The organism is Tabrizicola sp. (assembly GCF_030694085.1).
Lineage (GTDB): Bacteria > Pseudomonadota > Alphaproteobacteria > Rhodobacterales > Rhodobacteraceae > Tabrizicola.
This window is the reverse complement of record NZ_JAUXZE010000071.1, coordinates 1-20,836: the sequence shown is the minus strand read 5'-3', so window position 1 is coordinate 20,836 and position 20,836 is coordinate 1. Positions and strand designations below refer to the sequence as shown.

General features: G+C 63.6%; 21 protein-coding genes, 1 tRNA gene and 2 pseudogenes. 14 read left to right on the top strand and 10 right to left on the bottom strand.

Translation table 11 applies throughout. The features are described from left to right. Nucleotides 1-10 precede the first annotated feature (10 nt). The gene (locus Q8M85_RS15675; RefSeq protein WP_305546273.1) at nt 11-1,114 is read right to left on the bottom strand and encodes a carbohydrate ABC transporter permease; all 1,104 of its coding nucleotides are present in this window, start codon (nt 1,112-1,114) and stop codon (nt 11-13) included. Nucleotides 1,115-1,305: 191 nt separating this feature from the next. Between Q8M85_RS15675 and Q8M85_RS15670 the strand changes: the two genes are divergently transcribed. Then, nucleotides 1,306-1,776 carry a hypothetical protein gene (locus tag Q8M85_RS15670; RefSeq protein WP_305546271.1) on the top strand — a complete coding sequence of 157 codons (471 nt, stop codon included), beginning with the start codon at nt 1,306-1,308 and terminating at the stop codon, nt 1,774-1,776. Between the two features lie 72 nt (nt 1,777-1,848). Here Q8M85_RS15670 and Q8M85_RS15665 read toward each other — a convergent pair whose 3' ends face one another. After that, nucleotides 1,849-2,565 carry a DUF6065 family protein gene (locus Q8M85_RS15665; protein ID WP_305546269.1) on the bottom strand — a complete coding sequence of 239 codons (717 nt, stop codon included), beginning with the start codon at nt 2,563-2,565 and terminating at the stop codon, nt 1,849-1,851. A gap of 227 nt (nt 2,566-2,792) precedes the next feature. Next, nucleotides 2,793-4,421, bottom strand: a complete 1,629-nt coding sequence (locus tag Q8M85_RS15660) for an extracellular solute-binding protein (protein ID WP_305546267.1) — start codon at nt 4,419-4,421, stop codon at nt 2,793-2,795. A 282-nt stretch (nt 4,422-4,703) separates the two neighbouring features. Between Q8M85_RS15660 and Q8M85_RS15655 the strand changes: the two genes are divergently transcribed. The 10 genes from Q8M85_RS15655 to Q8M85_RS15610 all read left to right on the top strand — a co-directional run bounded on the left by Q8M85_RS15655 (nt 4,704) and on the right by Q8M85_RS15610 (nt 13,850). Next, entirely contained in the window at nt 4,704-5,765 is a 1,062-nt protein-coding gene (locus Q8M85_RS15655; protein ID WP_305546582.1) for an ABC transporter ATP-binding protein, read from the top strand. Nucleotides 5,766-5,776: 11 nt separating this feature from the next. Continuing rightward, nucleotides 5,777-6,229: an RbsD/FucU family protein gene (locus Q8M85_RS15650; RefSeq protein ID WP_305546265.1), complete on the top strand. Its 453-nt coding sequence runs from the start codon at nt 5,777-5,779 to the stop codon at nt 6,227-6,229. Between the two features lie 29 nt (nt 6,230-6,258). Continuing rightward, nucleotides 6,259-7,176, top strand: coding sequence for a ribokinase (rbsK, locus tag Q8M85_RS15645; RefSeq protein ID WP_305546264.1), 918 nt, complete (start codon nt 6,259-6,261; stop codon nt 7,174-7,176). A 92-nt stretch (nt 7,177-7,268) separates the two neighbouring features. After that, a complete protein-coding gene (locus Q8M85_RS15640; RefSeq protein ID WP_305546262.1) occupies nt 7,269-7,577 on the top strand; it encodes a hypothetical protein in 309 nt (102 codons plus the stop codon). A 138-nt stretch (nt 7,578-7,715) separates the two neighbouring features. Beyond that, nucleotides 7,716-8,534, top strand: coding sequence for a sugar phosphate isomerase/epimerase (locus Q8M85_RS15635; RefSeq protein WP_305546260.1), 819 nt, complete (start codon nt 7,716-7,718; stop codon nt 8,532-8,534). Then, nucleotides 8,531-9,334: a phosphodiesterase gene (locus Q8M85_RS15630; RefSeq protein WP_305546258.1), complete on the top strand. Its 804-nt coding sequence runs from the start codon at nt 8,531-8,533 to the stop codon at nt 9,332-9,334. The genes Q8M85_RS15635 and Q8M85_RS15630 overlap by 4 nt, the downstream gene beginning before the upstream one ends. Before the next feature lie 187 nt (nt 9,335-9,521). Then, nucleotides 9,522-10,847 (top strand): extracellular solute-binding protein, encoded by a 1,326-nt coding sequence (locus Q8M85_RS15625; RefSeq protein ID WP_305546256.1) that lies wholly within the window; start codon nt 9,522-9,524, stop codon nt 10,845-10,847. Between the two features lie 58 nt (nt 10,848-10,905). Further along, nucleotides 10,906-11,787: an ABC transporter permease subunit gene (locus Q8M85_RS15620; RefSeq protein ID WP_305546254.1), complete on the top strand. Its 882-nt coding sequence runs from the start codon at nt 10,906-10,908 to the stop codon at nt 11,785-11,787. Nucleotides 11,788-11,798: 11 nt separating this feature from the next. Beyond that, on the top strand, nt 11,799-12,728 hold the full coding sequence (locus tag Q8M85_RS15615) for an ABC transporter permease subunit (RefSeq protein WP_305546252.1): 930 nt from the start codon (nt 11,799-11,801) through the stop codon (nt 12,726-12,728). Between the two features lie 9 nt (nt 12,729-12,737). Next, nucleotides 12,738-13,850: an ABC transporter ATP-binding protein gene (locus Q8M85_RS15610; RefSeq protein WP_305546250.1), complete on the top strand. Its 1,113-nt coding sequence runs from the start codon at nt 12,738-12,740 to the stop codon at nt 13,848-13,850. Nucleotides 13,851-13,894: 44 nt separating this feature from the next. On the opposite strand, the gene Q8M85_RS15605 is transcribed toward Q8M85_RS15610, so the two are convergent. The 6 genes and pseudogenes from Q8M85_RS15605 to Q8M85_RS15585 all read right to left on the bottom strand — a co-directional run bounded on the left by Q8M85_RS15605 (nt 13,895) and on the right by Q8M85_RS15585 (nt 18,733). Continuing rightward, the gene (locus Q8M85_RS15605; protein WP_305546248.1) at nt 13,895-16,498 is read right to left on the bottom strand and encodes an HAD-IC family P-type ATPase; all 2,604 of its coding nucleotides are present in this window, start codon (nt 16,496-16,498) and stop codon (nt 13,895-13,897) included. 4 nt (nt 16,499-16,502) lie between these two features. Next, the gene (locus tag Q8M85_RS15600) at nt 16,503-16,622 is read right to left on the bottom strand and encodes an SDR family oxidoreductase (protein WP_305546580.1); all 120 of its coding nucleotides are present in this window, start codon (nt 16,620-16,622) and stop codon (nt 16,503-16,505) included. Nucleotides 16,623-16,741: 119 nt separating this feature from the next. Further along, a pseudogene (locus Q8M85_RS15595) lies at nt 16,742-17,197 on the bottom strand (SDR family NAD(P)-dependent oxidoreductase); the annotation flags it as partial. A 140-nt stretch (nt 17,198-17,337) separates the two neighbouring features. Continuing rightward, entirely contained in the window at nt 17,338-17,577 is a 240-nt protein-coding gene (locus Q8M85_RS15590; protein ID WP_305546246.1) for a helix-turn-helix domain-containing protein, read from the bottom strand. 190 nt (nt 17,578-17,767) lie between these two features. Continuing rightward, nucleotides 17,768-17,875, bottom strand: a pseudogene (locus tag Q8M85_RS23425) (hypothetical protein); the annotation flags it as partial. Between the two features lie 88 nt (nt 17,876-17,963). After that, nucleotides 17,964-18,733 (bottom strand): IS5 family transposase gene (locus Q8M85_RS15585; protein ID WP_371135277.1). Its coding sequence is split into 2 segments (ribosomal slippage): nt 17,964-18,406 and nt 18,406-18,733, totalling 771 coding nucleotides; the frame shifts between segments, so codons are not numbered across the junction. Nucleotides 18,734-19,127: 394 nt separating this feature from the next. Between Q8M85_RS15585 and Q8M85_RS15580 the strand changes: the two genes are divergently transcribed. From Q8M85_RS15580 to Q8M85_RS15570, 3 genes are all read left to right on the top strand, one after another. Next, a complete protein-coding gene (locus tag Q8M85_RS15580; protein WP_305546244.1) occupies nt 19,128-19,382 on the top strand; it encodes an addiction module antitoxin in 255 nt (84 codons plus the stop codon). 4 nt (nt 19,383-19,386) lie between these two features. Then, entirely contained in the window at nt 19,387-19,698 is a 312-nt protein-coding gene (locus Q8M85_RS15575) for a type II toxin-antitoxin system RelE/ParE family toxin (protein WP_305546242.1), read from the top strand. Nucleotides 19,699-20,051: 353 nt separating this feature from the next. After that, nucleotides 20,052-20,426 (top strand): hypothetical protein, encoded by a 375-nt coding sequence (locus Q8M85_RS15570; protein ID WP_305546241.1) that lies wholly within the window; start codon nt 20,052-20,054, stop codon nt 20,424-20,426. A gap of 272 nt (nt 20,427-20,698) precedes the next feature. Here Q8M85_RS15570 and Q8M85_RS15565 read toward each other — a convergent pair. Next, a tRNA-Met gene (locus tag Q8M85_RS15565) sits at nt 20,699-20,775 on the bottom strand. Nucleotides 20,776-20,836: the final 61 nt, after the last annotated feature.

Below are 20,836 nucleotides of genomic sequence, written 5' to 3'. Positions count from 1 at the left end.
GGGATTCCCATCAGGTCCTGGGCCGCGTGAGGCGGTTGGCGAACTTCATCAGGAAGGTCATCGCGATGACGATCAGCACCAGGTAGACCATTGCCAGCATCGTCCCGTAGCCGACGTTCGACCGTTCTCGATATTCGCGAAAGATGAAGCTGGTGACGGTATCCGTCGCCCCCCCGGGGCCGCCCGAGGTGACGTTGATGACGATGTCCGCCAGCTTCAGCTTGAAGATGATACGGATCAGGATCGCGGTGACCGAAACCGGCAACATCAGGGGAAAGGTGATCTCCCAAAAGCTTTTCCAGCCGGTGGCACCGTCGACCTTGCTGGCCTCCTGCAGCTCTTTCGGGATCGCCTGCAAGCCCGCCAGCAGCATGATCATCATGAAGGGGATGAAGGTCCACGCGTCCAGAACCATGATGGTCAGCTTCGCCATCCAGGGGCTTTCGAAGAAGCTGGGGTTATCCACACCCAAGGCGCGCGCCAGTCGGGCAAGCGGGCCGAAGCGGGCCTCCAGCATCGACTTGCCGACCATCCAGCTTACGGCCACGGGCGACAGCATCAGCGGCATCAGGAAGGCCACACGCCAGAATTTCCGGGCGCGGATCTGCCCGGCAAGGATCAGCGCAAGGCCGAAGGCAATTGCATATTCCACAAGGATCGCAGCGACATAGATGACCATGTTGCCAAGTGCATTCCAGTAGAACGCGTCGCCCCACATCTGGACCAGGTTGTCCACACCATTGAACTGCCGACCATCAAGGCTGGAGAGGTTCCAGCTTGAAAACGCGATGATCAGGCCAAAAAGCAGCGGGAAGACGGTCAGCGAGATGACAAACAGCGCGGCGGGCAGTACGAAAAGCGTGCGCTTGCCGTGTTCGCCCCGGGTGATAACCTGCGCCCAGCAAAGTGCCGTCGCCCAGAGGCAGTAGGCATACAGCGTCGGCCGCCAGTTGGTGAAGCCGAAGTCGCGCCACCCGAGTATCTGCGCCGCCTGCGCCAGCGCGACCAGCGCCATGAGGCCGGCCGCTCCCCAGACCAGAAGGCCGCCAAAGCGCCTCCGGCTGTCACTGATCTCGTCCGAAGTGACGACGTGAAGTTGGTCATTGCCGCTCATACTAGCATGTTAGCTGTGAGTGCCCTTGGTGCAAGCGGGAAATGGGTCCACGTCGGGAAAGGATGGCCATAAACCTGGGTTTATGGCGGCCTATTCGGCCTCAGGTTCATGGCGGCCTCGCCTGAGTTTATGGACAGCCCTACCCCACGCCCTACCCTGATCTCATCTGAAACCCAGACGAGGAGACCACGATGAAGAAGATCGTCACCATGATCGCCGCGCTTGGCATGAGCCTTACAGGCGCTGCCGGGACCGCTTTGGCCGGCGCACCTGCCGTGAAGCTGCAGCCTGCAGCAAAGGCGGCCACAGACCGCGCGATCGATTTCCGCGCGAAAAGCTATTCGCCGGGCACGGCGGACCCGCAGGCCCAGGTCGTGACCGTCCAAGATGACGGAAAATGGAAGCGGGTGAAGCGCGACGGGAAGTGGGTCTGGGTGAAGGAGTCGAGCAGCAATTCGAACTCGAACTCCAGTTCGAACTCCAACAGCAATTCCAACTCCAACACCAACTCCAACTCCAACTCCAACACCAACAGCAATTCCAACTCGAACTCGAACTCGAACTCGAACAGCAACAGCAACAGCAACAGCAACTCCAGCTCGAATTCCAGCTCGAACAGCAACTCGAATTCGAACTCGGACAGCGACTCGGACGACGACTGAGCGGCAGGCGCATCCGTGATTCAGTGGGAAGGCCGCCCTTTGCCGGGGTGGCCTTTTCGTTTGCTGGCGCGGCTACTTGCGCGGGGCGCGGGCGTCGGTCCGATACCATCCGGTCCCTGCCCGCGTGTTGCGATTGACCCGGTCGCGCGCGGTGCTGTCCCCGGCCGTCTCTGGGCCGATCTCGGCGGAAAGCTCGGTGCTGTCGCGGCGGAAGGGGATGACCTGGATCAGCGGAGATCCCTTTTCGATGACATGCAGCCCGTCCGGCCCCGTGGCGAAGAACGGAAAGTGCACCGGCGCGGTGTAGGTATCGGTATCGACCACGCCGGCCGCCACCTCGAACAACCCGTTCGGGCGGTTCAACGGGCTGACGAACAGGCAGGACCAACCCGGGGGCGTCACGATGGTCCAGAAGTTGTGGAACTTGCAGGGCGGGCGGTCCCCCCAGGGGCTGCCCTTGACCTGATGCGCCCCGTGGCCTGAAGCCATCGCACGGTCGAAGTCCCAGCCGGTTTCAACGTGCCTGCCGGTGTCGCTGATCGTCATCCGAACTTCGGCCGCGAAGGGGATGATCCAGCCGGTGGTCATGGCATCCAGAAAGGGCATGCAGCGCTTGATCGTGAGGCCGGTGTCCGTGGCCGAGACCTTTTCGGGGTCCACGGCAGGCAGGCGGCGAAACCAGGCAGGCAGATAGTCCTTGGCCGGGATCGGAGGCGCGATCACGCCATCGTCGCGCGGGTCGCACAGGAAGCGGATGGTGGGCTGGATCTTGGGCTTGCGGCCGAACATACTAGGCTCCTTCAAGGCTGGTGTGGATACCCTAGCGCGGCACTTGGGGCAGGCAATAAACCGAAGGTGGAGAGACCCATTTCCTGCTGCGGATATGAAGGATGCAGCAGCGCCCGCGGGTTTGGGACCGGATCTATCAACGCCGACGGCCAGCGGTGGTGCGAACGTGCGAAAAAGACGCGCCAGTTGCCCGGCGCGCCCCCGTTTCAGTCCGGTCAGGTGCCGAATTACATGCCCAGCGACGCCTTGTAGAGCGCTATCTGGTTGTCGCGGCCAATCTGGTCGGTGATCTTCTCCCAGGCCGCCGCAATCGCATCGGCGGTTTCCTGGGCACCGGCGTATTGCCCGGCAAAGCCCTTCGCGAGTTCGTCCTCGGCGACCGAGTAGTACTGGAAGATGCCCGGAATCCGCGGCTCGATCGCGGCGTTCGGATGGTTGTAGCTGTCGGCGTTCGATCCGAGATAGTCCTCGATGAAGTCACGGTCATAGCCGGCGGCTTCCCATTCCTCGTACTGGAAGTGCGAGTTGCGGTAGGGCTGGAAGCCCGACGGATAGGCAGCCGTCCACAAGGACAGGTCCTTGCCGCCCAGATGCGCGGCAGCCGACCAGGCAGCCTTGCGCTTCTTCTCGTCGCCCGAAACGCGGGAGGTGACGTAGATGCCCCAGCCGATGTAGGCCATCAACGGCGCTTCGTTCGCGGTCTCTTCCCAGGCACCGGCCGCCGAGTTGTAGCGGCGGGTCGAGCCGGGGTTGATCCCGAAACCCACGACGTCGCCCACGACCGAGGTGTCCGACGTCCGCGCGGACGACCCCACGTCGCCCCACCACATCAGCATCGAACCCGTTCCGGCAAGGAACTGGCTGAAGGCCGTGGTGCCGGGGTCGGCGTTGATCTGGTCGGCCGGATAGGCGCCAGGCGTGGCGATCAGGTCCATGACGTCCTGGATCGCCTGGACCCAGCCCGGGTTGTTGACGCGCGGCTTCATCGTGTCGGGGTCGAACAGCCAGGCCCGGTCGTCCGGGTGCTTGACGTAAGCGGTGGCCCGGTTGGCGATGAAGTAGAAGCCGAAGCCGCCCCAGCCCTTCAGCGGGTCAAGGTAGCCATGCGCCGGCAGGCCGGTCAGCGGGTCGGTCTGGCCGACAAGCGCCTTCGAGACCGCGTTGACCTCCTGCCAGGTCTTCGGCACCTCGGCCCCGCCGATGCCGCCCTCGCCGAAATAGTCCTTGCGGTACGAAAAGGTGTGGCAATCGCCGTCGATGGTGATCCGGTAGGACTTGCCGTCCCAGGTGCCGACCGGGGGTTGCAGGTAACCCACAAGGTCGTCCGCCTCGATCTGGGCCGCGACCCAATCGGGCATCTCGTCCAGCAGACCCTTGCCGGCGGTGTCGCCTTCGAACGGAGCGCCCATCTCGATGATGTCGAAGTCGACGGTGCCGGTGGCGATGGACTGCTGGAGGCGCGAGTTGTAGTCGGCCTGCGCCAGGTCGATCCAGTTGATCTTGGCGCCGGTATAGGCTTCCCACGGCTTGAGGAAGCCGCGGAACAGGAAGTTGTGCAGGTTCTGGTTGTTAAGACCCAGGAAGGTCAGCTCGACCCCGGCGAATTCGCCCTCGGCCACACTGGCCCTGGTGGCACCCAGGCACAGTTCGCCGACCTTCTGCCAGTCGGCATCGGTCGGGCTGCCCATGCCAACGCCGGGGATCTTCAGGATCTCGGCGCGCACATTGTCCTGCGCGCTGGCCATGCGGGCGGTCATCGGCATTGCCGCAATCGCGCCCAGCGCGGCCGTGCCCTGCAGCATCCGGCGGCGGCTGAGCCGCGACCGGGACAACATCTCGTAAAGTTCGACCTTCAAGGTAGCTCCTCCCTTTGGAACATTTCCGCACCAGTTGGTCCGGCGCGGCCTGGTATGTGCATCAGTGTCGCTGGACCTGGCCCTTGCCGGGTTTTGCTGCGGTCCGCTGGCGGAACGGCATCTGTTCGGTCTCCATCCCCCCGTCTGACAGATTGCCCTCGGGTCAGCTTCGCAAGGCGGCAGGGGCCTGTCAAGTTTCTAACATGTTAGTATGGTCAGCGGATGGACAGAGCTGTCCCTGCTGCGGTAGGACTTGAGGCAGGCAAACCGGGGGGAAAGCGTTTGGCCGAGGTGACGATCCGCGCTCTGCGCAAGACATATGGGGGCTTGCAGGTCATCCACGGCCTTGATCTGGACATCCCGGACGGGGCCTTCGTGGTGCTGGTCGGCCCCTCGGGTTGCGGCAAGTCCACACTGCTGCGGATGATCGCGGGACTGGAGGAGGTCACCGAAGGCGACTTGATGATCGGGCCGAAGCGGGTCAACAACCTGCCCCCGTCCGAACGCGACATCGCGATGGTGTTCCAGAACTACGCGCTTTACCCGCACAAGACGGTGGCCGCCAATATGGGCTTCGCCCTGAAGATGCGCGGGATGGACAAGGATGCCATCCGCCAGAAGGTCGAACACGCCGCCGCGATCCTGGGCCTGACGCCTTATCTCGACCGTTATCCCCGCGCGCTGTCCGGCGGCCAGCGCCAGCGCGTCGCGATGGGCCGCGCCATCGTGCGCGACCCGCAGGTCTTTCTCTTTGACGAGCCTCTGTCCAACCTGGACGCCAAGCTGCGCGTCCAGATGCGGACGGAAATCAAGGAACTGCACCAGCGGCTGAAGACCACGACGGTTTACGTCACCCACGACCAGATCGAGGCGATGACGATGGCCGACCGGATCGTCGTCATGCAGGGCGGCCGGATCGAACAGGTCGGTGCTCCGCTGGAACTTTATGACCGTCCCGCCAATACCTTCGTCGCCGCCTTCATTGGCAGCCCGTCGATGAACCTTCTGGACGGGCGGATCGCCGACGGTCGGGTCGAGGTGGCCGGGACCACCCTGCCCCTGCCGCCAGGCGTGCCCGCCGACGAGGGACGCGAAGTGGTCTACGGCATCCGTCCCGAACACCTGGCCGAGGCCGGCCAGGGCCTTGTGGCCAAGGTGGCCGTGGTGGAGCCTACCGGATCGGAAACCCATGTCGTCCTCCGCCTTGCCGGGCGCGAGATCACCGCGGTCTTCCGCAACCGGGTCGCCTTCGGCCCCGGTGCCACGATCACCCTTGCGCCCGATCCGTCTGCATCGCACCTTTTCGACAAGGCGACGGGCAAGCGCATCCAGGCCGCGCAATAAGGAGAGGCGTCATGCTCAAGGGAATCGACAACCGCCTGAACGCCGAGGTTCTGGCCTGCCTGCGCGCGATGGGACATGGCGACGTACTGATCGTGGCGGACACCAACTTCCCGTCCGATTCCGTCGCACGGGCCACGGTCACCGGCCAGCTTCTGCGGATGGAGAACCTGACGGCGGCCGAGGCTGTGCAGGCGATCCTGTCGGTCCTGCCGCTGGACACCTTTGTCGACGACTTCGCCGGCCGGATGGAAATCGTGGGCGACCCCACCTCCATCCCGCCTGTCCAGGCCGAGGTCCAGGCCGAGATCGACCGCGCCGAGGGTCGGCCCCGCCCGATGACCTCCATCGAGCGCTTCGCCTTCTACGACATGGCACGCCAGTCCTACGCCGTCATCCAGACCGGAGAGCGTCGGTTCTACGGCTGCTTCATGTTCCGCAAGGGCGTGATCCCGCCTGAAGCCTGAAACGGAAGGTCCTGCCCGTGAACACGCCCATGAAACCGATCGTCATCCTTGGCATCTTCGTCGCCGATACCGCCTATCGCGCGGAACGCCAGCCGAAAATGGGTGAGACTATCCTTGGCACTTCATTCGTTCTGGGGCCGGGTGGCAAGGGCTCGAACCAGTCCGTTGCCGCCGCGATGGCGGGGGGTCGTGTCCATTTCATCACCCGGCTCGGGGCCGACGCCTTCGCCGACATCGCCCAGGCGACCTGGGCCAGGGCGGGCGTGGTGCCCGAGGTGAAGGTGGATGCCGAAAGCTACACGGGTGCCGCCTATATCTTCATCGAAAACGCCACCGGAAACAACGCGATCATCGTGGCGCCCGGGGCGGCGGGCAGGGTCTCGGCGCAGGATGTGGACGCAAGGGCCGACCTGATCCGCAGCGCCTCGATCTTCGTCACCCAGCTTGAACAGCCGATCCCTGCCGCCCTGCGTGCGCTGCAGATTGCGCGGGCGGCGGGCGTGACCACCATCCTCAACCCGGCACCGGCGGCCAGCCTGTCGGACGAGATGCTGGCGCTGTGCGACTATGTCACCCCGAACGAATCCGAGGCCGAGGCGCTGACCGGCCTGCCCGTTACCTCGGTCGACGAGGCGAAGGCCGCAGCTGCCGCACTTCTGAACAAGGGCGTGGGTGCCGTGGTGATCACGCTGGGCGACAAGGGCGCGCTTTATCATGACGCCAGCCGGACGATCCACGTGCCGGTGATCTCGGCCGGTCCGGTGGTCGAGACGACGGGAGCGGGCGATGCCTTCAACGGCGGCTTTGCCGTCGCGCTGGCCGAGGGCCGCGATGTGATCGATGCCGTCCGCTTCGGCTGTGCCACGGCCGGCATCTCCGTCACCCGCCCCGGCACCGCGCCCGCCATGCCCACCCGGGCCGAGATCGAGGCACTTCTGACACGCTGACGCCACCGCACGGCGACAACCCCGACAGCCTTGTCATTTGGGCAGGCTGGCTATACATTGCATATGCACTGCATATACATTGTGAGGCCGTGATGGGTAAACAGAAGTCGGACGAAAAGAAAAAGAAGAAGAAATCCAGCCAGTTGGTAATCCGCATCGATACGGGCGAGCGGGATGCCTTCGTGAAGCTTTGCGATGCGCTTGACACCAGCGCGGCGCGCGAAATCCGCCGCTTCATGCGGGACTGGGTCGCCGCGCATGCTCCGAAGCCCGACGTCGAGGAGCAAGCCGTCGCCGCCCCGGCACCGGAATCAGCTGCGGCGTCGCCGCCGGAAGCTGTGGCAGAGGAAAAGCCCGCCGCTAAAGTCAATCGCAAGCGCGTAGTCGCACCTGCGGCCTGATCATTCGGCCCCCCTGCCCGACGCGGAACCGGTGACAAAGCGCGTCACCGATCCGTCGTCAATCTTTCACTGAAGTCGAACGGTTTTGTCGCGAGGCCGGGGCAGCATCCGCGCGTCAACAACGCAGGATACACCCCGATGACTTCCCGTCCGATCCTTGGCGCGGCCCTGTGCCGCTCCAGCCTTGCCGCCCATGTCGACTGGCTCCGCGAAGCGCCGCGCGATCTTGAACTTCAGCACTTCGTCGACGCCGAGATTCTGGACGGCGACTGGTCGGGCCTGGCTGCCGAGGTCAACCGGCATCTCGACGGCCACCAGGGTCGGCGGGGCATCCACGGGCCGTTCTGGGGCTTCACCATCGCGTCCTACGACCCCGAGGTGCGCCGCATCGTCGCCCGCCGGATGGATCAGGCGCTGGATGTCTGCGCTGCTGTCAACGGGACGCATGTGGTGATCCATTCGCCCTTCAGCACCTGGGGCTACAATCATCGCGGCCTGTACCCCACGGACACCGACCGGATGCTGACTGCCGCCCGCGAAACACTGGGCGCCGCGCTGAAGCGGGCCGAGGATATGGGCGTGACCTTTGTTCTGGAGAACATCGAGGACGTCGAGCCTTCCGACCGCGCCATGCTGTGCGAAGCGTTGGGCTGGCAGGCGCTGGAGCTCTCGGTCGACACCGGTCACGCGCATTATGCCCATGTCTCGACGGGCGCGCCGCCGGTCGACTTCTACATCCGCGCCGCGGGGCCGCGGCTTGGCCACATCCATCTGCAAGACGCCGACGGCTTTGCCGACCGCCACTGGCAGATCGGACATGGCACGATCCTGTGGCAATCAGTCTTTGCCGCCATCGCCCAGACCGGTGCCAACCCGCGCCTGATTCTTGAACTGCGCGACAAAGCCGGTGTCCTGCCTTCGGCCGCCTACCTCAAGGCGCTGGGGATTGCCGAATGAGCCTTCTGAAGTTCGTCGTCCTGTCGGACCTGCACCTTGGCCCACCGGGCGTCCCGGTCAACGGACTGGACACAGGCGCACGGCTGGCCCAGGCGGTCGAGGTCATCACCCGCGACCACGCTGATGCGGCCTTTGTCCTGCTGGCCGGGGATCTGGCCGACCGGGGCGAGGTGGCGGCATACCACCACCTGCGCGACCGCATCGCCCCCCTGCCGTTGCCGGTGTACATCACGCTGGGCAACCACGACGACCGCGCGGCCTTCTTGTCGGTCTTCGGGCCGGACCGCGACGATCCGCAGGGCCGGGTCTCGCAAGTGATCGACGCGGGCGGTCACCGGATCGTCCTTCTGGACACGACCGAGCCAGGCCTTGTCGGCGGGCGACTTTGCCAGGGTCGGCTGGACTGGTTGGACAGACGGCTGACCGAGGCGCGAGACCGCCCGGTGATCGTTGTCCAGCACCACCACGCCAACCCGCTGTCGCTTCCGGTGGACGAGATCATCCTGGAAAACGCCGAGGACTATGTCGCGGTCCTGCAGCGCCACCCGGAGGTTCGTCAGGTGATTGCCGGGCATGTCCACTTGCCCTCGACCTCCGTCTGGCGCGGTATTCCGATGACGACCCTGGCCGGATCGCACTATTCGGTGACGCCGCATGTTCCGGGCGTGCCGGGCCAGCAGCGCCAGTTGGAGGGACCGGCCCAGATGGCCGTCGTACTGGCCACGGATGAAGGGGTGACCGTGCATTTTCAGGACCACTCAGAGCGGCATCTGACGATGGCACCCGGCCTTTTCCACTAGGTTCGGGCGCAAAAGAAACGACAAGTCTGACCCGCCGGGCATCGTCCGGCGGGCTTTGGCATTTATCTTGCAAACATATGAAAAGTAACAGTTTTATAAGACTAACTGTCGCGATTCCGTCACCGAATCCTTGCATAAGGTCGCTGCGCTGCACCCGTAGCAGCTGCCTCATACGGAGACAGGGACGATGACCCACAAACTTGCCACAGCCGCGCTGGTGCTCGCCGCCACCGCCGGCTCGGCCTCGGCCGAAAAGATCAAGTTCGAATACTGGTATGGTCTGACAGGGGACCTTGGCGCCGTCGTGGCCGAGACCTGCAATCGCTTCAACGCCTCGCAGGACCAGTTCGAGGCCGTCTGCGTTGGCCAGGACGGCTACGAGAAGGCCGTGCAGAACACCATTGCCGCCTTCCGCGCCAGCAAGCACCCGACGCTGCTACAGTCGTTCGACGCCGGCACCGCCGACCTCATGCTCTCGGGCGAGTTCTACCCGGTCACGCAGCTGATGGCCGACACTGGCGTCACCGTTGACTGGGCCGACTATTTCCCCGGCATCGCCAACTACTATTCGTCGAAGTCGGGCGAGTTCTTCTCGATGCCCTGGAACTCTTCGACCCCGGTCTACTATTTCAACAAGGACCACTTCGCCAAGGCCGGGATCACCGAGGCCCCGGTCACCTGGGAAGGCATGGAAGAGGCGTTCAAGGCGCTGAAGGCCAGCGGTCAGGCCTGCGGACTGGCCTATGCGCCGTCGTCCTGGATCGACCTGGAACAGTTCTCGATGGCGCACAACATCCCCGTCGCGTCGAACAACAACGGCTATGACGGGCTGGATACCGAGCTTCTGTTCAACACCACGCTGCACGTCAAGCACATGGAAAACATCCAGCGCTGGATCAACGATGGCTACGCGATGCTGCGCACGCAAGCTGCAGGCAAGACGTCGCGCGACAGCTTTGTCGAAGGTGAATGTTCGGTCTTCTTCTCGTCCATCGCCGACCACAACACGATCCACAAGCTGACCCCCGCCTTCGGCTGGGACGTGCAGATCATCCCGACCTATGAAGGGGTGGAGCGGACGAACACCGTTGTCGGCGGGGCTTCGCTGTGGGTGCTGTCGGGCAAGACCGACGACGAATACAAGGCCGCGGCCTCGTATCTTGCCTTCCTTGCCACCAAGCCGGAACAGCAGTTCCTGCTGGAAAACAGCGGCTATATCCCGGTGACCAAGTCGACCTACGAGGCGCTCAAGGCCGAAGGCTTCTACGCCAAAGAGCCCTACATCAACCGCGACATCGCGATGAAGTCGCTGACCTGGACCGACCCGACCGAGCTGACCCGTGGCATCCGTCTGGGCGGCATGATCCAGATCCGGTCCGAATGGACCGCTGAAGTCGAGGCTGCGCTGGCCGGGCAGAAGTCGATGAAAGAGGCGCTGGACACGGCCGTCTCGCGCGGCAACGAGCAGCTGGCGCGCTTTGCCCAGACCTATGCGGGCAAGTCCTTCCCCTAAGCCACAAACGGGGCGCGGCCTGTGAAGGCCGCGCCTAACCTATTTCCGGGGGACGACCATGCGCCGCGCCTACTTCAAGTTCAGCTGGATTGCCGCCGCCCTGCTGGCGCCACAGCTTCTGATCATCTTCGTCTTCTTCTACTGGCCCTCGGCGCAGGCGCTTTACTGGGCCTTCACGCTGGAACAGCCCTGGGGCGGCGGCAACACCTGGGTCGGATTTGACAACTTCCGCAAGGTGCTGAGCGACCCGTACTACTGGGGCTCGGTCCGGGTGTCGGTGATCTATGCGCTGGCGACGACCGTGCTGGCGATGGGGATGGCGCTGACGCTGGCGATCTTCGTCGACCGGCAGCTTGCGGGCTACAAGGCCTACCGCGTAGCGATCATCTGGCCCTACGCCGTGGCGGCACCCGCCGTCGGTCTGGCGTTCCAGTTCGTCTTCAACCCCGGCGCCGGCATCTTCAGCTATATCAACACCATCGCGCCGGGCTGGTGGGACCTGTCGAAATATCCCTGGCAGGCGGTCACCGCCATTGTCGTGGCGGGCGCATGGAAGCAGGTCGCCTACAGTTTCGTCTTCTTCCTGGCAGCACTTCAATCCATCCCCCGCAGCCTGACCGAGGCCGCCGCGATGGATGGCGCGCGCCCCCTGCGCCGGATGCTGGACCTGCAGCTACCCCTGCTGACGCCGACCTTCTTCTTCCTGTTGGTCATCAACATCACCGACAGCTTCACCGACAGCTTCGGCATCGTCGATACCCTGACCGGGGGCGGGCCGTTCCGGGCGACGGACCTCATGGTCTACAAGATCTACTCCGACGGGTTCCGTGGCTTTGACTACTCGGGTGCCGCAGCCCAATCCATCATCCTGATGCTTCTCGTCATGGCGCTGACCTTCGTGCAGTTCCGCTATGTCGAAAAGCGCGTGCATTACACCTGAGGGGACCACCCATGATCGAACGCACGCCCATACTGAACCTTGCGACCCATGCGATCCTGGTCTTCGGGCTGATCCTGATACTGGTGCCGATCTGGCTGGCCTTTGTCGGCGCCACGCTGACATTGCAAGAAGTGAACAGCGCGCCTATCGAGCTTTGGCCCGGCGACCAGCTCTGGGCGAACCTGAAGGAAGCCTGGGCGCTGTCGGACTTCGGCCAGAAGTTCCTCAACACCCTGATCGTCGCGACCGGCGTCGTCGTGGGCAAGATCACCCTGGCATGCATCACCGCCTTTGCCCTGGTCTTCTTCAACTTTCGCGGCCGGATGCTGATCTTCTGGATGATCTTCATCACCCTGATGCTGCCCCTGGAGGTGCGGATCGTTCCCACCTACGCGGTGGCGGCCAATGCGCTGACCCCGTTCCAGACAATCATGGACTGGACCGGGATCAGCTGGCTGATCAACGCCGTCTCGGGGATTGAAGTCAGCCTGGAGTGGAACCTGCTGAACTCCTACACCGGCCTCATCCTGCCGCTCGTCGCCACGGCAACTGGCACCTTCCTGTATCGCCAGTTCTTCCTGACCATTCCCGATGAACTGGTCGAGGCGGCGCGGATGGACGGTGCCGGTCCCTTGCGGTTCCTGTGGGACGTCCTGATCCCGCTGTCCAAGACCAACATCGCGGCGCTGGCCACGATCATGTTCGTCTATGCCTGGAACCAGTATCTCTGGCCGCTGCTGGTCGTCACCGACCGGGCGAATTACGGAATGGTTGTGGTCCAGCTTTCCGACCTGGTGCCCGACCAGCTGACCACCGGCGGCGGGACCCCAACCTGGCATCTGGCGATGGCCGCCACGCTGGTCGTCATGCTGCCCCCCATCGCGATCGTCATCCTCATGCAGCGCTGGTTCGTGCGCGGCCTGATCAACACCGACAAGTAGAGGCGTCCCATGGCCGAGATCAACATCCGCAACGTCAGCAAGACCTACGGCAAGACCACGATCATGGAGGGTGTCTCTTTGGACATCCACAATGGCGAGTTCGTCGTGATCCTCGGGCCGTCCGGCTGCGGGAAGTCCACACTTCTGCGGCTGATCGCCGGTCTGGAAGAAATCACGGCCGGAGAGATCGCCATCGCCGGCACCGTGGTCAACCAGCTGGAACCCCGCGAGCGGGGCTGCGCGATGGTATTCCAGAACTATGCGCTTTATCCGCACATGACCGTGGCCGAGAACATCGGCTATGCGCTGAAGGTCGCAGGCGTGCCCAAGGCCGAACGCATGGCGCGGATTGCCGACACCGCGAAATCCGTGGGCCTTGGGGATTTCCTGGACCGCAAGCCCGGGCAACTCTCGGGCGGCCAGCGCCAGCGTGTCGCCATGGCCCGCGCGATCATCCGGTCGCCCAAGGTGTTCCTGTTCGACGAGCCGCTGTCGAACCTTGATGCCAAGTTGCGCGTCCAGATGCGCCACGAAATCCGCCGCATCCACAACCAGATCAAGGCGACCAGCGTCTTTGTCACCCATGACCAGCACGAAGGCATGACGCTGGCCGACCGGCTGGTGGTGATGAACAAGGGCACGATCGAGCAGGTCGGCACCCCGGCCGAGATCTACGACCGGCCTGCCTCGCTTTACGTCGCGGGCTTCATCGGCAGCCCTGCAATGAACTTCCTGCCAGGCCAGTACAGCGCCGCGCGTCGCGCCGTGGTGTTGGAGGGCGGGGCCGTCATCGGCCTGCCCGCCGACCACGAAGCTGCCGACGGCCAGCTTGTCCAGCTTGGCATCCGCCCCGAACATGTGTCCCTTCGCGCGCCCGGCCACGGCATGATCGATGCCAGGCTCGAGATCGTGGAAGACTTGGGCGCCGCCCGGCTGTGGAGCTTGAAGATCGAGGATATCCCGTTCAGCCTGATCACCGAGGCCCGCCCGCACATCGCCGAGGGCGCGGTAACGGGACTGACGCTGGACTTGCGACATGCCCACCTGTTCGATGGGACCAGTGGCAGGCGGATCGAGTCCAGGGCGTTCACCGGCGCGGCTCAGGCCGTGTCGGCGCATTGAACGCCGTAGAGGCGCGAAAGACAGCCAAGCCAATGACGTGAAGATCAGAGATCGCGCAACCCCAATCTGATTTGCTTCTCGATCTCGATAAGGGCGAAGAAGGCCGCACCGATGCCGACGATCAGAAGGCCGTCGAACAGCGGGACCGGCGCAGTTCCCAGCACGACCTGCAAGGGCGCAAGATAGGTGACCGCGAACTGGGCGGCGGTGACGACCACGACAACGATCCACACCACCTTCGTCCCGCGCGCCGCAGCCCAGGTCAGCGAGGTGCTGTGGATGTTGCGAATGAAGAAGAGGTGGAAAATCTCCAGCACGACCAGCGTGTTCATGGCCATGGTTTGCGCCAGTGGCAGCGAATAGCCCTTGTCGATGGCATAGGTGAAGACACCGAAGATTGCTGCCAGGAACAGGGTCGCGACCAGAACGACATGCCAGACGAGGGCACCCGACAGGATCGGCGCATGGCGGGCGCGGGGTGGGCGGGTCATGGTGCCGATCTCGGTCGGCTCGAACGCCAGCGCAAGGCCCAGGGTGACCGCCGTGATCAGATTGATCCAGAGGATCTGGACCGCAGTCACCGGCAGGGCAAGGCCCAGCAGCAGGGCCAGAACAATGACCATCGACTCGCCTGCGTTGGTCGGCAGGGTCCAGCTGATCACCTTCTGCAGGTTGTCATAGACAGTCCGCCCTTCACGCACGGCGGCGGCGATGCTGGCGAAGTTGTCGTCGGCCAGCACAAGATCAGCGGCTTCTTTCGCGGCCTCCGATCCCTTCAGTCCCATGGCGATGCCTGCATCGGCACGCTTCAGGGCGGGCGCATCATTCACCCCGTCTCCGGTCATTGCGACAGACAGGCCGCTCGATTGCAAAGCTGCCACCAGGCGCAGCTTATGTTCGGGGCTTGTGCGGGCGAAGATGTCGACATCCGCCACCTCCAGCGCCAGTTGCGCGTCATCCAGTTTGTCAAGATCATGGCCGGTCAGGACGCGGTGCGGATTTGCCAGCCCGATCTGAGCGCCGATGGCCGCAGCGGTCCCTCCATGATCGCCGGTGATCATCTTGACGCGGATACCGGCCGCCCGACATTCGGCGACGGCGGCAATCGCCTCGGGGCGCGGTGGGTCGATCAGGCCGACAAGGCCAAGAAAGGTCAGCCCGCCCTCCAGTTCGACGGGGTTGATCCGTTCTCCGGTCCCGATCTGCTCGGCCAGGGCCAGTACGCGGAGGCCCTGCCGGGCCATGACTTCGGCCCGACCGTGCCAGTCCGCGTGGTCGATCCCAGCGCACATCTGCAGGACCCGCTCTGACGCACCCTTCACATGGGTAAGCCGACCCTGCGGTCCATCCGTCAGCACCGCCATGAAACGGTGACGACTGTCGAATGGGATGGCATCCAGCCGGTGCGCGGAGAAATCGCCCGCAACCTTGCCGGCGAAGGCCAGAAGTGCACCCTCCATCGGGTCGCCCTCGACCGTCCAGACACCATCCTTGCGATGCAGACGCGCGTCGTTGCACAGGACGGCGGCTAGGGCCAGCCTTTCCAAGTTCCCCTCGGGCGTGATGGCGCCCTTCGGGGCATAGCCTTCACCCGAAATCGAGAAAGCCCCAGCGGCGGTCTCGGCAGCGGCTACCACCATTTCGTTTCGGGTCAGCGTGCCGGTCTTGTCGGTGCAGATGACCGAGACCGAGCCGATCGCCTCGATAGCGGGAAGGCGGCGGACGATGGCGTGGCGCCGTGCCATTGCCTGCACGCCGATGGCAAGCGTGATCGTCATGACTGCGGGCAGACCTTCGGGGATGGCCGCTACGGCGACGCCGACGACCGCCATGAAGAGGTCGGCAAAGGGCATGTGACCGACGAAATACCCATAGGCGAGCAGCAGTGCCGCGCAGAGCAGGATCAGGAACGACAGCCAGCGCGCGAAATGGTCCATCTGACCGACAAGGGGGGTGGTCAATTGTTCGACCCCCGCCAGAAGCCCGCCAATCCGCCCGATTTCGGTGGAAGGACCCGTTGCCACCACCAGCCCCCGCGCCGTGCCCTGTGTGATCAGGGTGCCGGACCATAGCATCGAATGTCGGTCGCCGAGGGCCGCTTCGGCGGCGACCGGGGTGTGGCGCTTTTCCACCGGCACGGACTCCCCCGTCAGGATCGCCTCCTGCGCCGCAAGGCCCCGCGCTTGCAGCACCCGCAGATCAGCGGGAACCTTGTCGCCCGCGTCCAAGAGGACAACGTCTCCGGGCACGATGTTGGCCCCGTCCAGCGTCACCCGATGCCCGTCGCGCAGAACAGCGGCCTTTGGCGCCAGCATGTTGCGGATTTCGGCCATTGCTGCCTCGGCCTTGCCCTCCTGGACGAAGCCGATCGCCGCATTGGCCAGTACAACGGCCAAAATCACCCCGGTATCTACCCAATGGTGCAAGACGCCGGTCACCACCGCCGCGCCCAAAAGCACATAGATCAGCACGTTGTGAAACTGCATCAAAAACCGCAGTACAGGCCCGCGTGCCCGGATTTCGGGCAAGCGGTTCGACCCGTACTCTGCCAGCCTGCGCGCGGCTTCGGGCGAAGTCAGCCCGTCGCTGGAAGCCGCCAGCGCAGCCAGGCAATCCTCGGTGGAGCGAGCGTGGGCGTCGGTCAGCATGCCATCACCGCGCCGTATAGCCGCCGTCGATCACGATCTCGGTTCCGGTGACGAACTTCGCCTCGTCCGAGGCAAGCCAGACCACCGCCCAGGCGATATCGTCCGGCTCGCCCATGTTGCCGATGGGATGAGCGGCGCCGGCAGCGGCTTTTGCCGCCTCCAGGTCGGGGCAGTGGCGCGCAGGTGGTTTTCGACCATCGGCGTCCAGATATAGGCCGGGTGAATCGAGTTCACCCGGATCTTCTCGGGCGCATATGTGATGGCGTCGTTCTTGGACATCAGTCGCACCGCGCCTTTCGACGCATGATAGGGCGCGATGCCGCCCACGCCGATCAGCCCGGCGATGGACGACAGGTTGATGACCGCACCGGCGCCTTCGTTGCGCAGATGCGGGATGGCGTGCTTGGTTCCGAAGAACACACCCTTGACGTTCACCGCCTGCACCCGGTCCCATTCCGCCTCGGTCACCTGATCGGTGGGGTTGGGGGTGCCGGAGATGCCCGCATTGTTCACCATCACATGCAGCCCGCCAAACCGGGCCACTGCGGCGTCGATCGCGGCCCTGACTGCGGCCTCGTCCGTGACATCTACACGCCAGAAGGCTACGTCATAGCGCTTGGAGGTCAACTCTGAGGCGAGAGCCCTCCCCTCGGCCTCCATCACATCGAAAATGGCAACTTTCGCGCCTTCCTCGGCCATGCGGATCACGCAAGCCCGACCGATGCCCACCGCGCCCCCGGTCACGATGGCCGTTTTGCCTGCAAGTCGCTTCATGGCTGCAATCCTTTCGTTTCCCTTGGTCGGTGGCTGTTATCCAATCCGGCTGACATCCAACTTGATCAAAGTCGGCATCCTGCCTCGCCCTCTGGCGCGGGGTTATTCAGGTCAGACGACTGCGTCTTCGGGGCAGTCTGGTGGGCCAGCAGAAAGGCGGCCAGATCGCCGTCCGCGATGCGCCATCCCTTGCCGATATCTATAGCCCGCAACTCGCCGACCTTGATCCAGTGGCGCACGGTAGCCTCGGCAACCTTCAGGCGGTCGGCCAGTTCCTTGACAGTCTGATACTGGTCCTTCGGCATGTCATCGCCTTTTGTGCGGCATACTGAAGGATAGCGAAGATTGCTTGCGCGGGATTGATTTGCATCAATCTGCGCCGCGTTTGGACTCGTTTTCATGCTCTTGAGGGCACTTCACGCCGAGGCACACGGTAACATCCGATATGGACACACCCCGTCCTGCAATCCGCAGTATCACCCCGACACCTGTGTATTAGAGATGAAAGCACTCCGCGAAGGAGCATTCGAATGCAGCTGGTGTCAATTCGATCTGGGACTTGACGGCGTCCAATTCATCCAATGCTTCTGCCCAGAAACGATCGAAGTCCGCCGGTCAGGGACTGCGACCCGGACAGGTTTCTGGCGCCTCAAAGGGTAGATCGACCCTATGGTCAGGACTCGTTGTGGCGTCATAGCCAGAACATGACGGTGGCCGCGAGGGCGACGGCGGAGAGGAAGACCTTCGGGCATCGGTCGTAGCGAGTGGCAACCCGCCGCCTGTCCTTTAGTCGCCCGAACATGATCTCGATCCGGTTGCGGCGTTTGTAGCGTCGCTTGTCGTGCTTGATTGGCTTGCCGCGCGACTTCCTGCCGGGAACGCAGGGCTTTATCCCCTTGTCTTTCAACGCTTCCCGGAACCAGTGGGCATCATATCCCCGGTCGGCCAGCAGCCACTCCGCCGCAGGCAGGCTGCCCATTAGGGCCGCCGCACCGGTGTAGTCGCTGACCTGGCCTGCGGTCATGAAGAACCGGATCGGGCGGCCATCGGCATCGGTGACGGCATGCAGCTGGGTGTTCATGCCGCCCTTCGTGCGGCCGATCAGGCGGCCCCTCTGGTCGCCTGGCCCCCCATTTTCGACCGCAGGCTGGTCGCCGTGCGGTGCGCCTTCAGGTGGGTCGCATCGATCATCACCGTCTTCGGGACGGCGGCCTCGGCGGCCAGCCCAACCATCATCCGGGCGAAGACTCCCTTGCCGCTCCAGCGCTTCCACCGGTTGTAGAGGGTCTTCGGCGGGCCATATTCCTTCGGCGCATCGCGCCAGCGCAAGCCATTGCGGTTGATGAAGATTATCCCGCTCAACACCCGCCGGTCATCAACGCGCGGCTTGCCGTGGCTCTTGGGGAAGAAGGGCTGGAGCCGAGCCATCTGCGCGTCGGTCAGCCAGAAAGGGTTGCTCATCCTTCAGTCTCCTGGCGGAGCCTGAATCATGCCGAACCCGCAAGATCAATGGGTCCTGACCCTAAGTGCGCCCTTCCGAAGGGCAGGTGCCTCGCCAATATCGGCCATTGAGATCGACGTGTGCATGCTTCGTCCGGTGACCAAGAGATGATCGCCCTGCAACTGAATGGCGCGCGCAGTCGTGCCAAAGGGGTTCACGAGAAATCCGCACAATGGTCTTTGTTGCAACCAAATCAGTGGCATGTGCCCTGTAACTCATCCAAGGCAGATTGCGCTTTGGTCCCTGGCGTCTGCAACCATGTTTGCCTTGCACAACAGTGCGCTCATCGAAAGCTCGGAAGCTTGCACGCGTCTTTATTTTTGCTCAACTTGAAGACGCAAGCTGGAGGCCGCCATGTCCCAGACCACAACGATGACTGTCCGCATCAGCGGCGCGCTGAGCGAGTTCGTGGCCTCGAACGTCAGTGAGAACGGGTCCTACGAGAACATCAGCGAATACGTCCGCGACCTGATCCGGCGCGACACGGAGACGGCCGAGCGCGAGGCGTTTGATCGTCTGAAGGCTGAGCTGACGCGTGCCTTTGCAGCGCCAGAGGAAAGCTATCGCCCGTTGACCGCAGCCGAGGTTATCGCCCGGAACCGGGGCTGACATCGTGGCCATCCGCGTCCAGGAAGCCGCATCGCTGCGCCTCGACGAGATCTACCGTTACACCCGCGACCGCTGGGCCCCTGAGCAGGCGGATCGGTACATCACCGAGCTCTTCGCAGCCTTTGACCATATCGAAAGCCAGGGCGTCGCGTCACGCCCCATCCCGACCGAGTTCGGGGTCGAAGGTTTCTACTTTCGCCACGCTCATCCCTTCGTGTACTGGCGGCGTCTCTCGAACGGGGACGTCGGCATCGTGACGATCCTGCACGAGCGGATGCAGCAGATGGACCGGTTTCGGGAGGATCGTCCGAAGTGACAGAGACCAAGTACGGTGATTATCCGCACTGTGTAAGCGACCGGTCCGACCGCCCTGCCGCGGGTTGAGAGTGCGGGGGAGTCTGCGCCATCGATAGTGGACTCTGTGGTGATGGCGTCTCGCGTCGGGCGAAGCAGCTTTCGGCGGACCAGGTGAAGCGGTCGTTCTGTTTCCAGACGACTGCGCCTGGGGTTTCGGTCGCTCAGGTGCCCATCGCACTGACTCAGGCGAGCATGCATTCAAGCGGCAGACAAGTTGAGGAGTATCGCTGAGCATTGTATCCTTTGGCATCGCGAGGCGTGGGGTTTGCGATGCAGAACAGGTTCGAATTTCGCGTTGACAGGTGGCACGCATTGAACGTCGGGATCGGCTATATCGTCGTCGGCGCGGCGTTTTTCTTCTGGTATTGGTGGGAGCCAGTGAGGGAGCGATGGGACGGGACCCGAGAAGGGCAAATAGGGTTGGTCGTCGTCGGGCTGATGGCATCGGGATTCGGTCTTTGGGAGCTTGCAAAGCTGGGCTGTCATGCTTTGCAGGTCACAGTGGACCGTGATGGCATCACCGACATCCGGGTGTCGGACAAGCTGATCCTTGGTCAGCGGTGGAGCGGATCGACCACATCCCCTTTCGACACGCGTGGCGTTCGGGCTCGGTCCGCGGATTGCGACTGGTCCTTCGTGCCGATCCGCAGGCACTCGATCGGCATCCAAGGCAACGCGAGGTCTTGATCTGGGACCGCGGCTTGACGGGTGGACCGCAGGCACTTCGACAAGCCATCACCCTGTTGGCCCCACAGGTGCCACGGGATTGGAACGTCTGAGGTGGAGCGCGGCTTGAAGGTATCCGGCTCTCTCAGCCCACGGCAGAGCGGTAAGGCTAAACGCTACCGCACCGTCTATGGGGGCCTCGTAACGCGTTGATCAGGTGTTGACAAGAATTTAGAATGACGAAATCCGAGCGTTATGCTAAGCCTTGAAGTCTTTGATAACACGTGATATTTTGGTTGCGGGGACAGGATTTGAACCTGTGACCTTCAGGTTATGAGCCTGACGAGCTACCGGGCTGCTCCACCCCGCGCCAGGGTTTGTCCGGGACTGATCGGACCGGTATTGGTATCGTTTTGAGTGAGGTGTCTCTT

Bases quoted from the DNA above. Each gene is read 5' to 3' on its own strand.
- Q8M85_RS15675 (WP_305546273.1), bottom strand. From the start codon at position 1,114: ATGAGCGGCAATGACCAACTTCACGTCGTCACTTCGGACGAGATCAGT.
- Q8M85_RS15670 (WP_305546271.1), top strand. From the start codon at position 1,306: ATGAAGAAGATCGTCACCATGATCGCCGCGCTTGGCATGAGCCTTACA.
- Q8M85_RS15665 (WP_305546269.1), bottom strand. From the start codon at position 2,565: ATGTTCGGCCGCAAGCCCAAGATCCAGCCCACCATCCGCTTCCTGTGC.
- Q8M85_RS15650 (WP_305546265.1), top strand. From the start codon at position 5,777: ATGCTCAAGGGAATCGACAACCGCCTGAACGCCGAGGTTCTGGCCTGC.
- rbsK (WP_305546264.1), top strand. From the start codon at position 6,259: ATGAAACCGATCGTCATCCTTGGCATCTTCGTCGCCGATACCGCCTAT.
- Q8M85_RS15640 (WP_305546262.1), top strand. From the start codon at position 7,269: ATGGGTAAACAGAAGTCGGACGAAAAGAAAAAGAAGAAGAAATCCAGC.
- Q8M85_RS15635 (WP_305546260.1), top strand. From the start codon at position 7,716: ATGACTTCCCGTCCGATCCTTGGCGCGGCCCTGTGCCGCTCCAGCCTT.
- Q8M85_RS15630 (WP_305546258.1), top strand. From the start codon at position 8,531: ATGAGCCTTCTGAAGTTCGTCGTCCTGTCGGACCTGCACCTTGGCCCA.
- Q8M85_RS15625 (WP_305546256.1), top strand. From the start codon at position 9,522: ATGACCCACAAACTTGCCACAGCCGCGCTGGTGCTCGCCGCCACCGCC.
- Q8M85_RS15620 (WP_305546254.1), top strand. From the start codon at position 10,906: ATGCGCCGCGCCTACTTCAAGTTCAGCTGGATTGCCGCCGCCCTGCTG.
- Q8M85_RS15615 (WP_305546252.1), top strand. From the start codon at position 11,799: ATGATCGAACGCACGCCCATACTGAACCTTGCGACCCATGCGATCCTG.
- Q8M85_RS15610 (WP_305546250.1), top strand. From the start codon at position 12,738: ATGGCCGAGATCAACATCCGCAACGTCAGCAAGACCTACGGCAAGACC.
- Q8M85_RS15605 (WP_305546248.1), bottom strand. From the start codon at position 16,498: ATGCTGACCGACGCCCACGCTCGCTCCACCGAGGATTGCCTGGCTGCG.
- Q8M85_RS15590 (WP_305546246.1), bottom strand. From the start codon at position 17,577: ATGCCGAAGGACCAGTATCAGACTGTCAAGGAACTGGCCGACCGCCTG.
- Q8M85_RS15580 (WP_305546244.1), top strand. From the start codon at position 19,128: ATGTCCCAGACCACAACGATGACTGTCCGCATCAGCGGCGCGCTGAGC.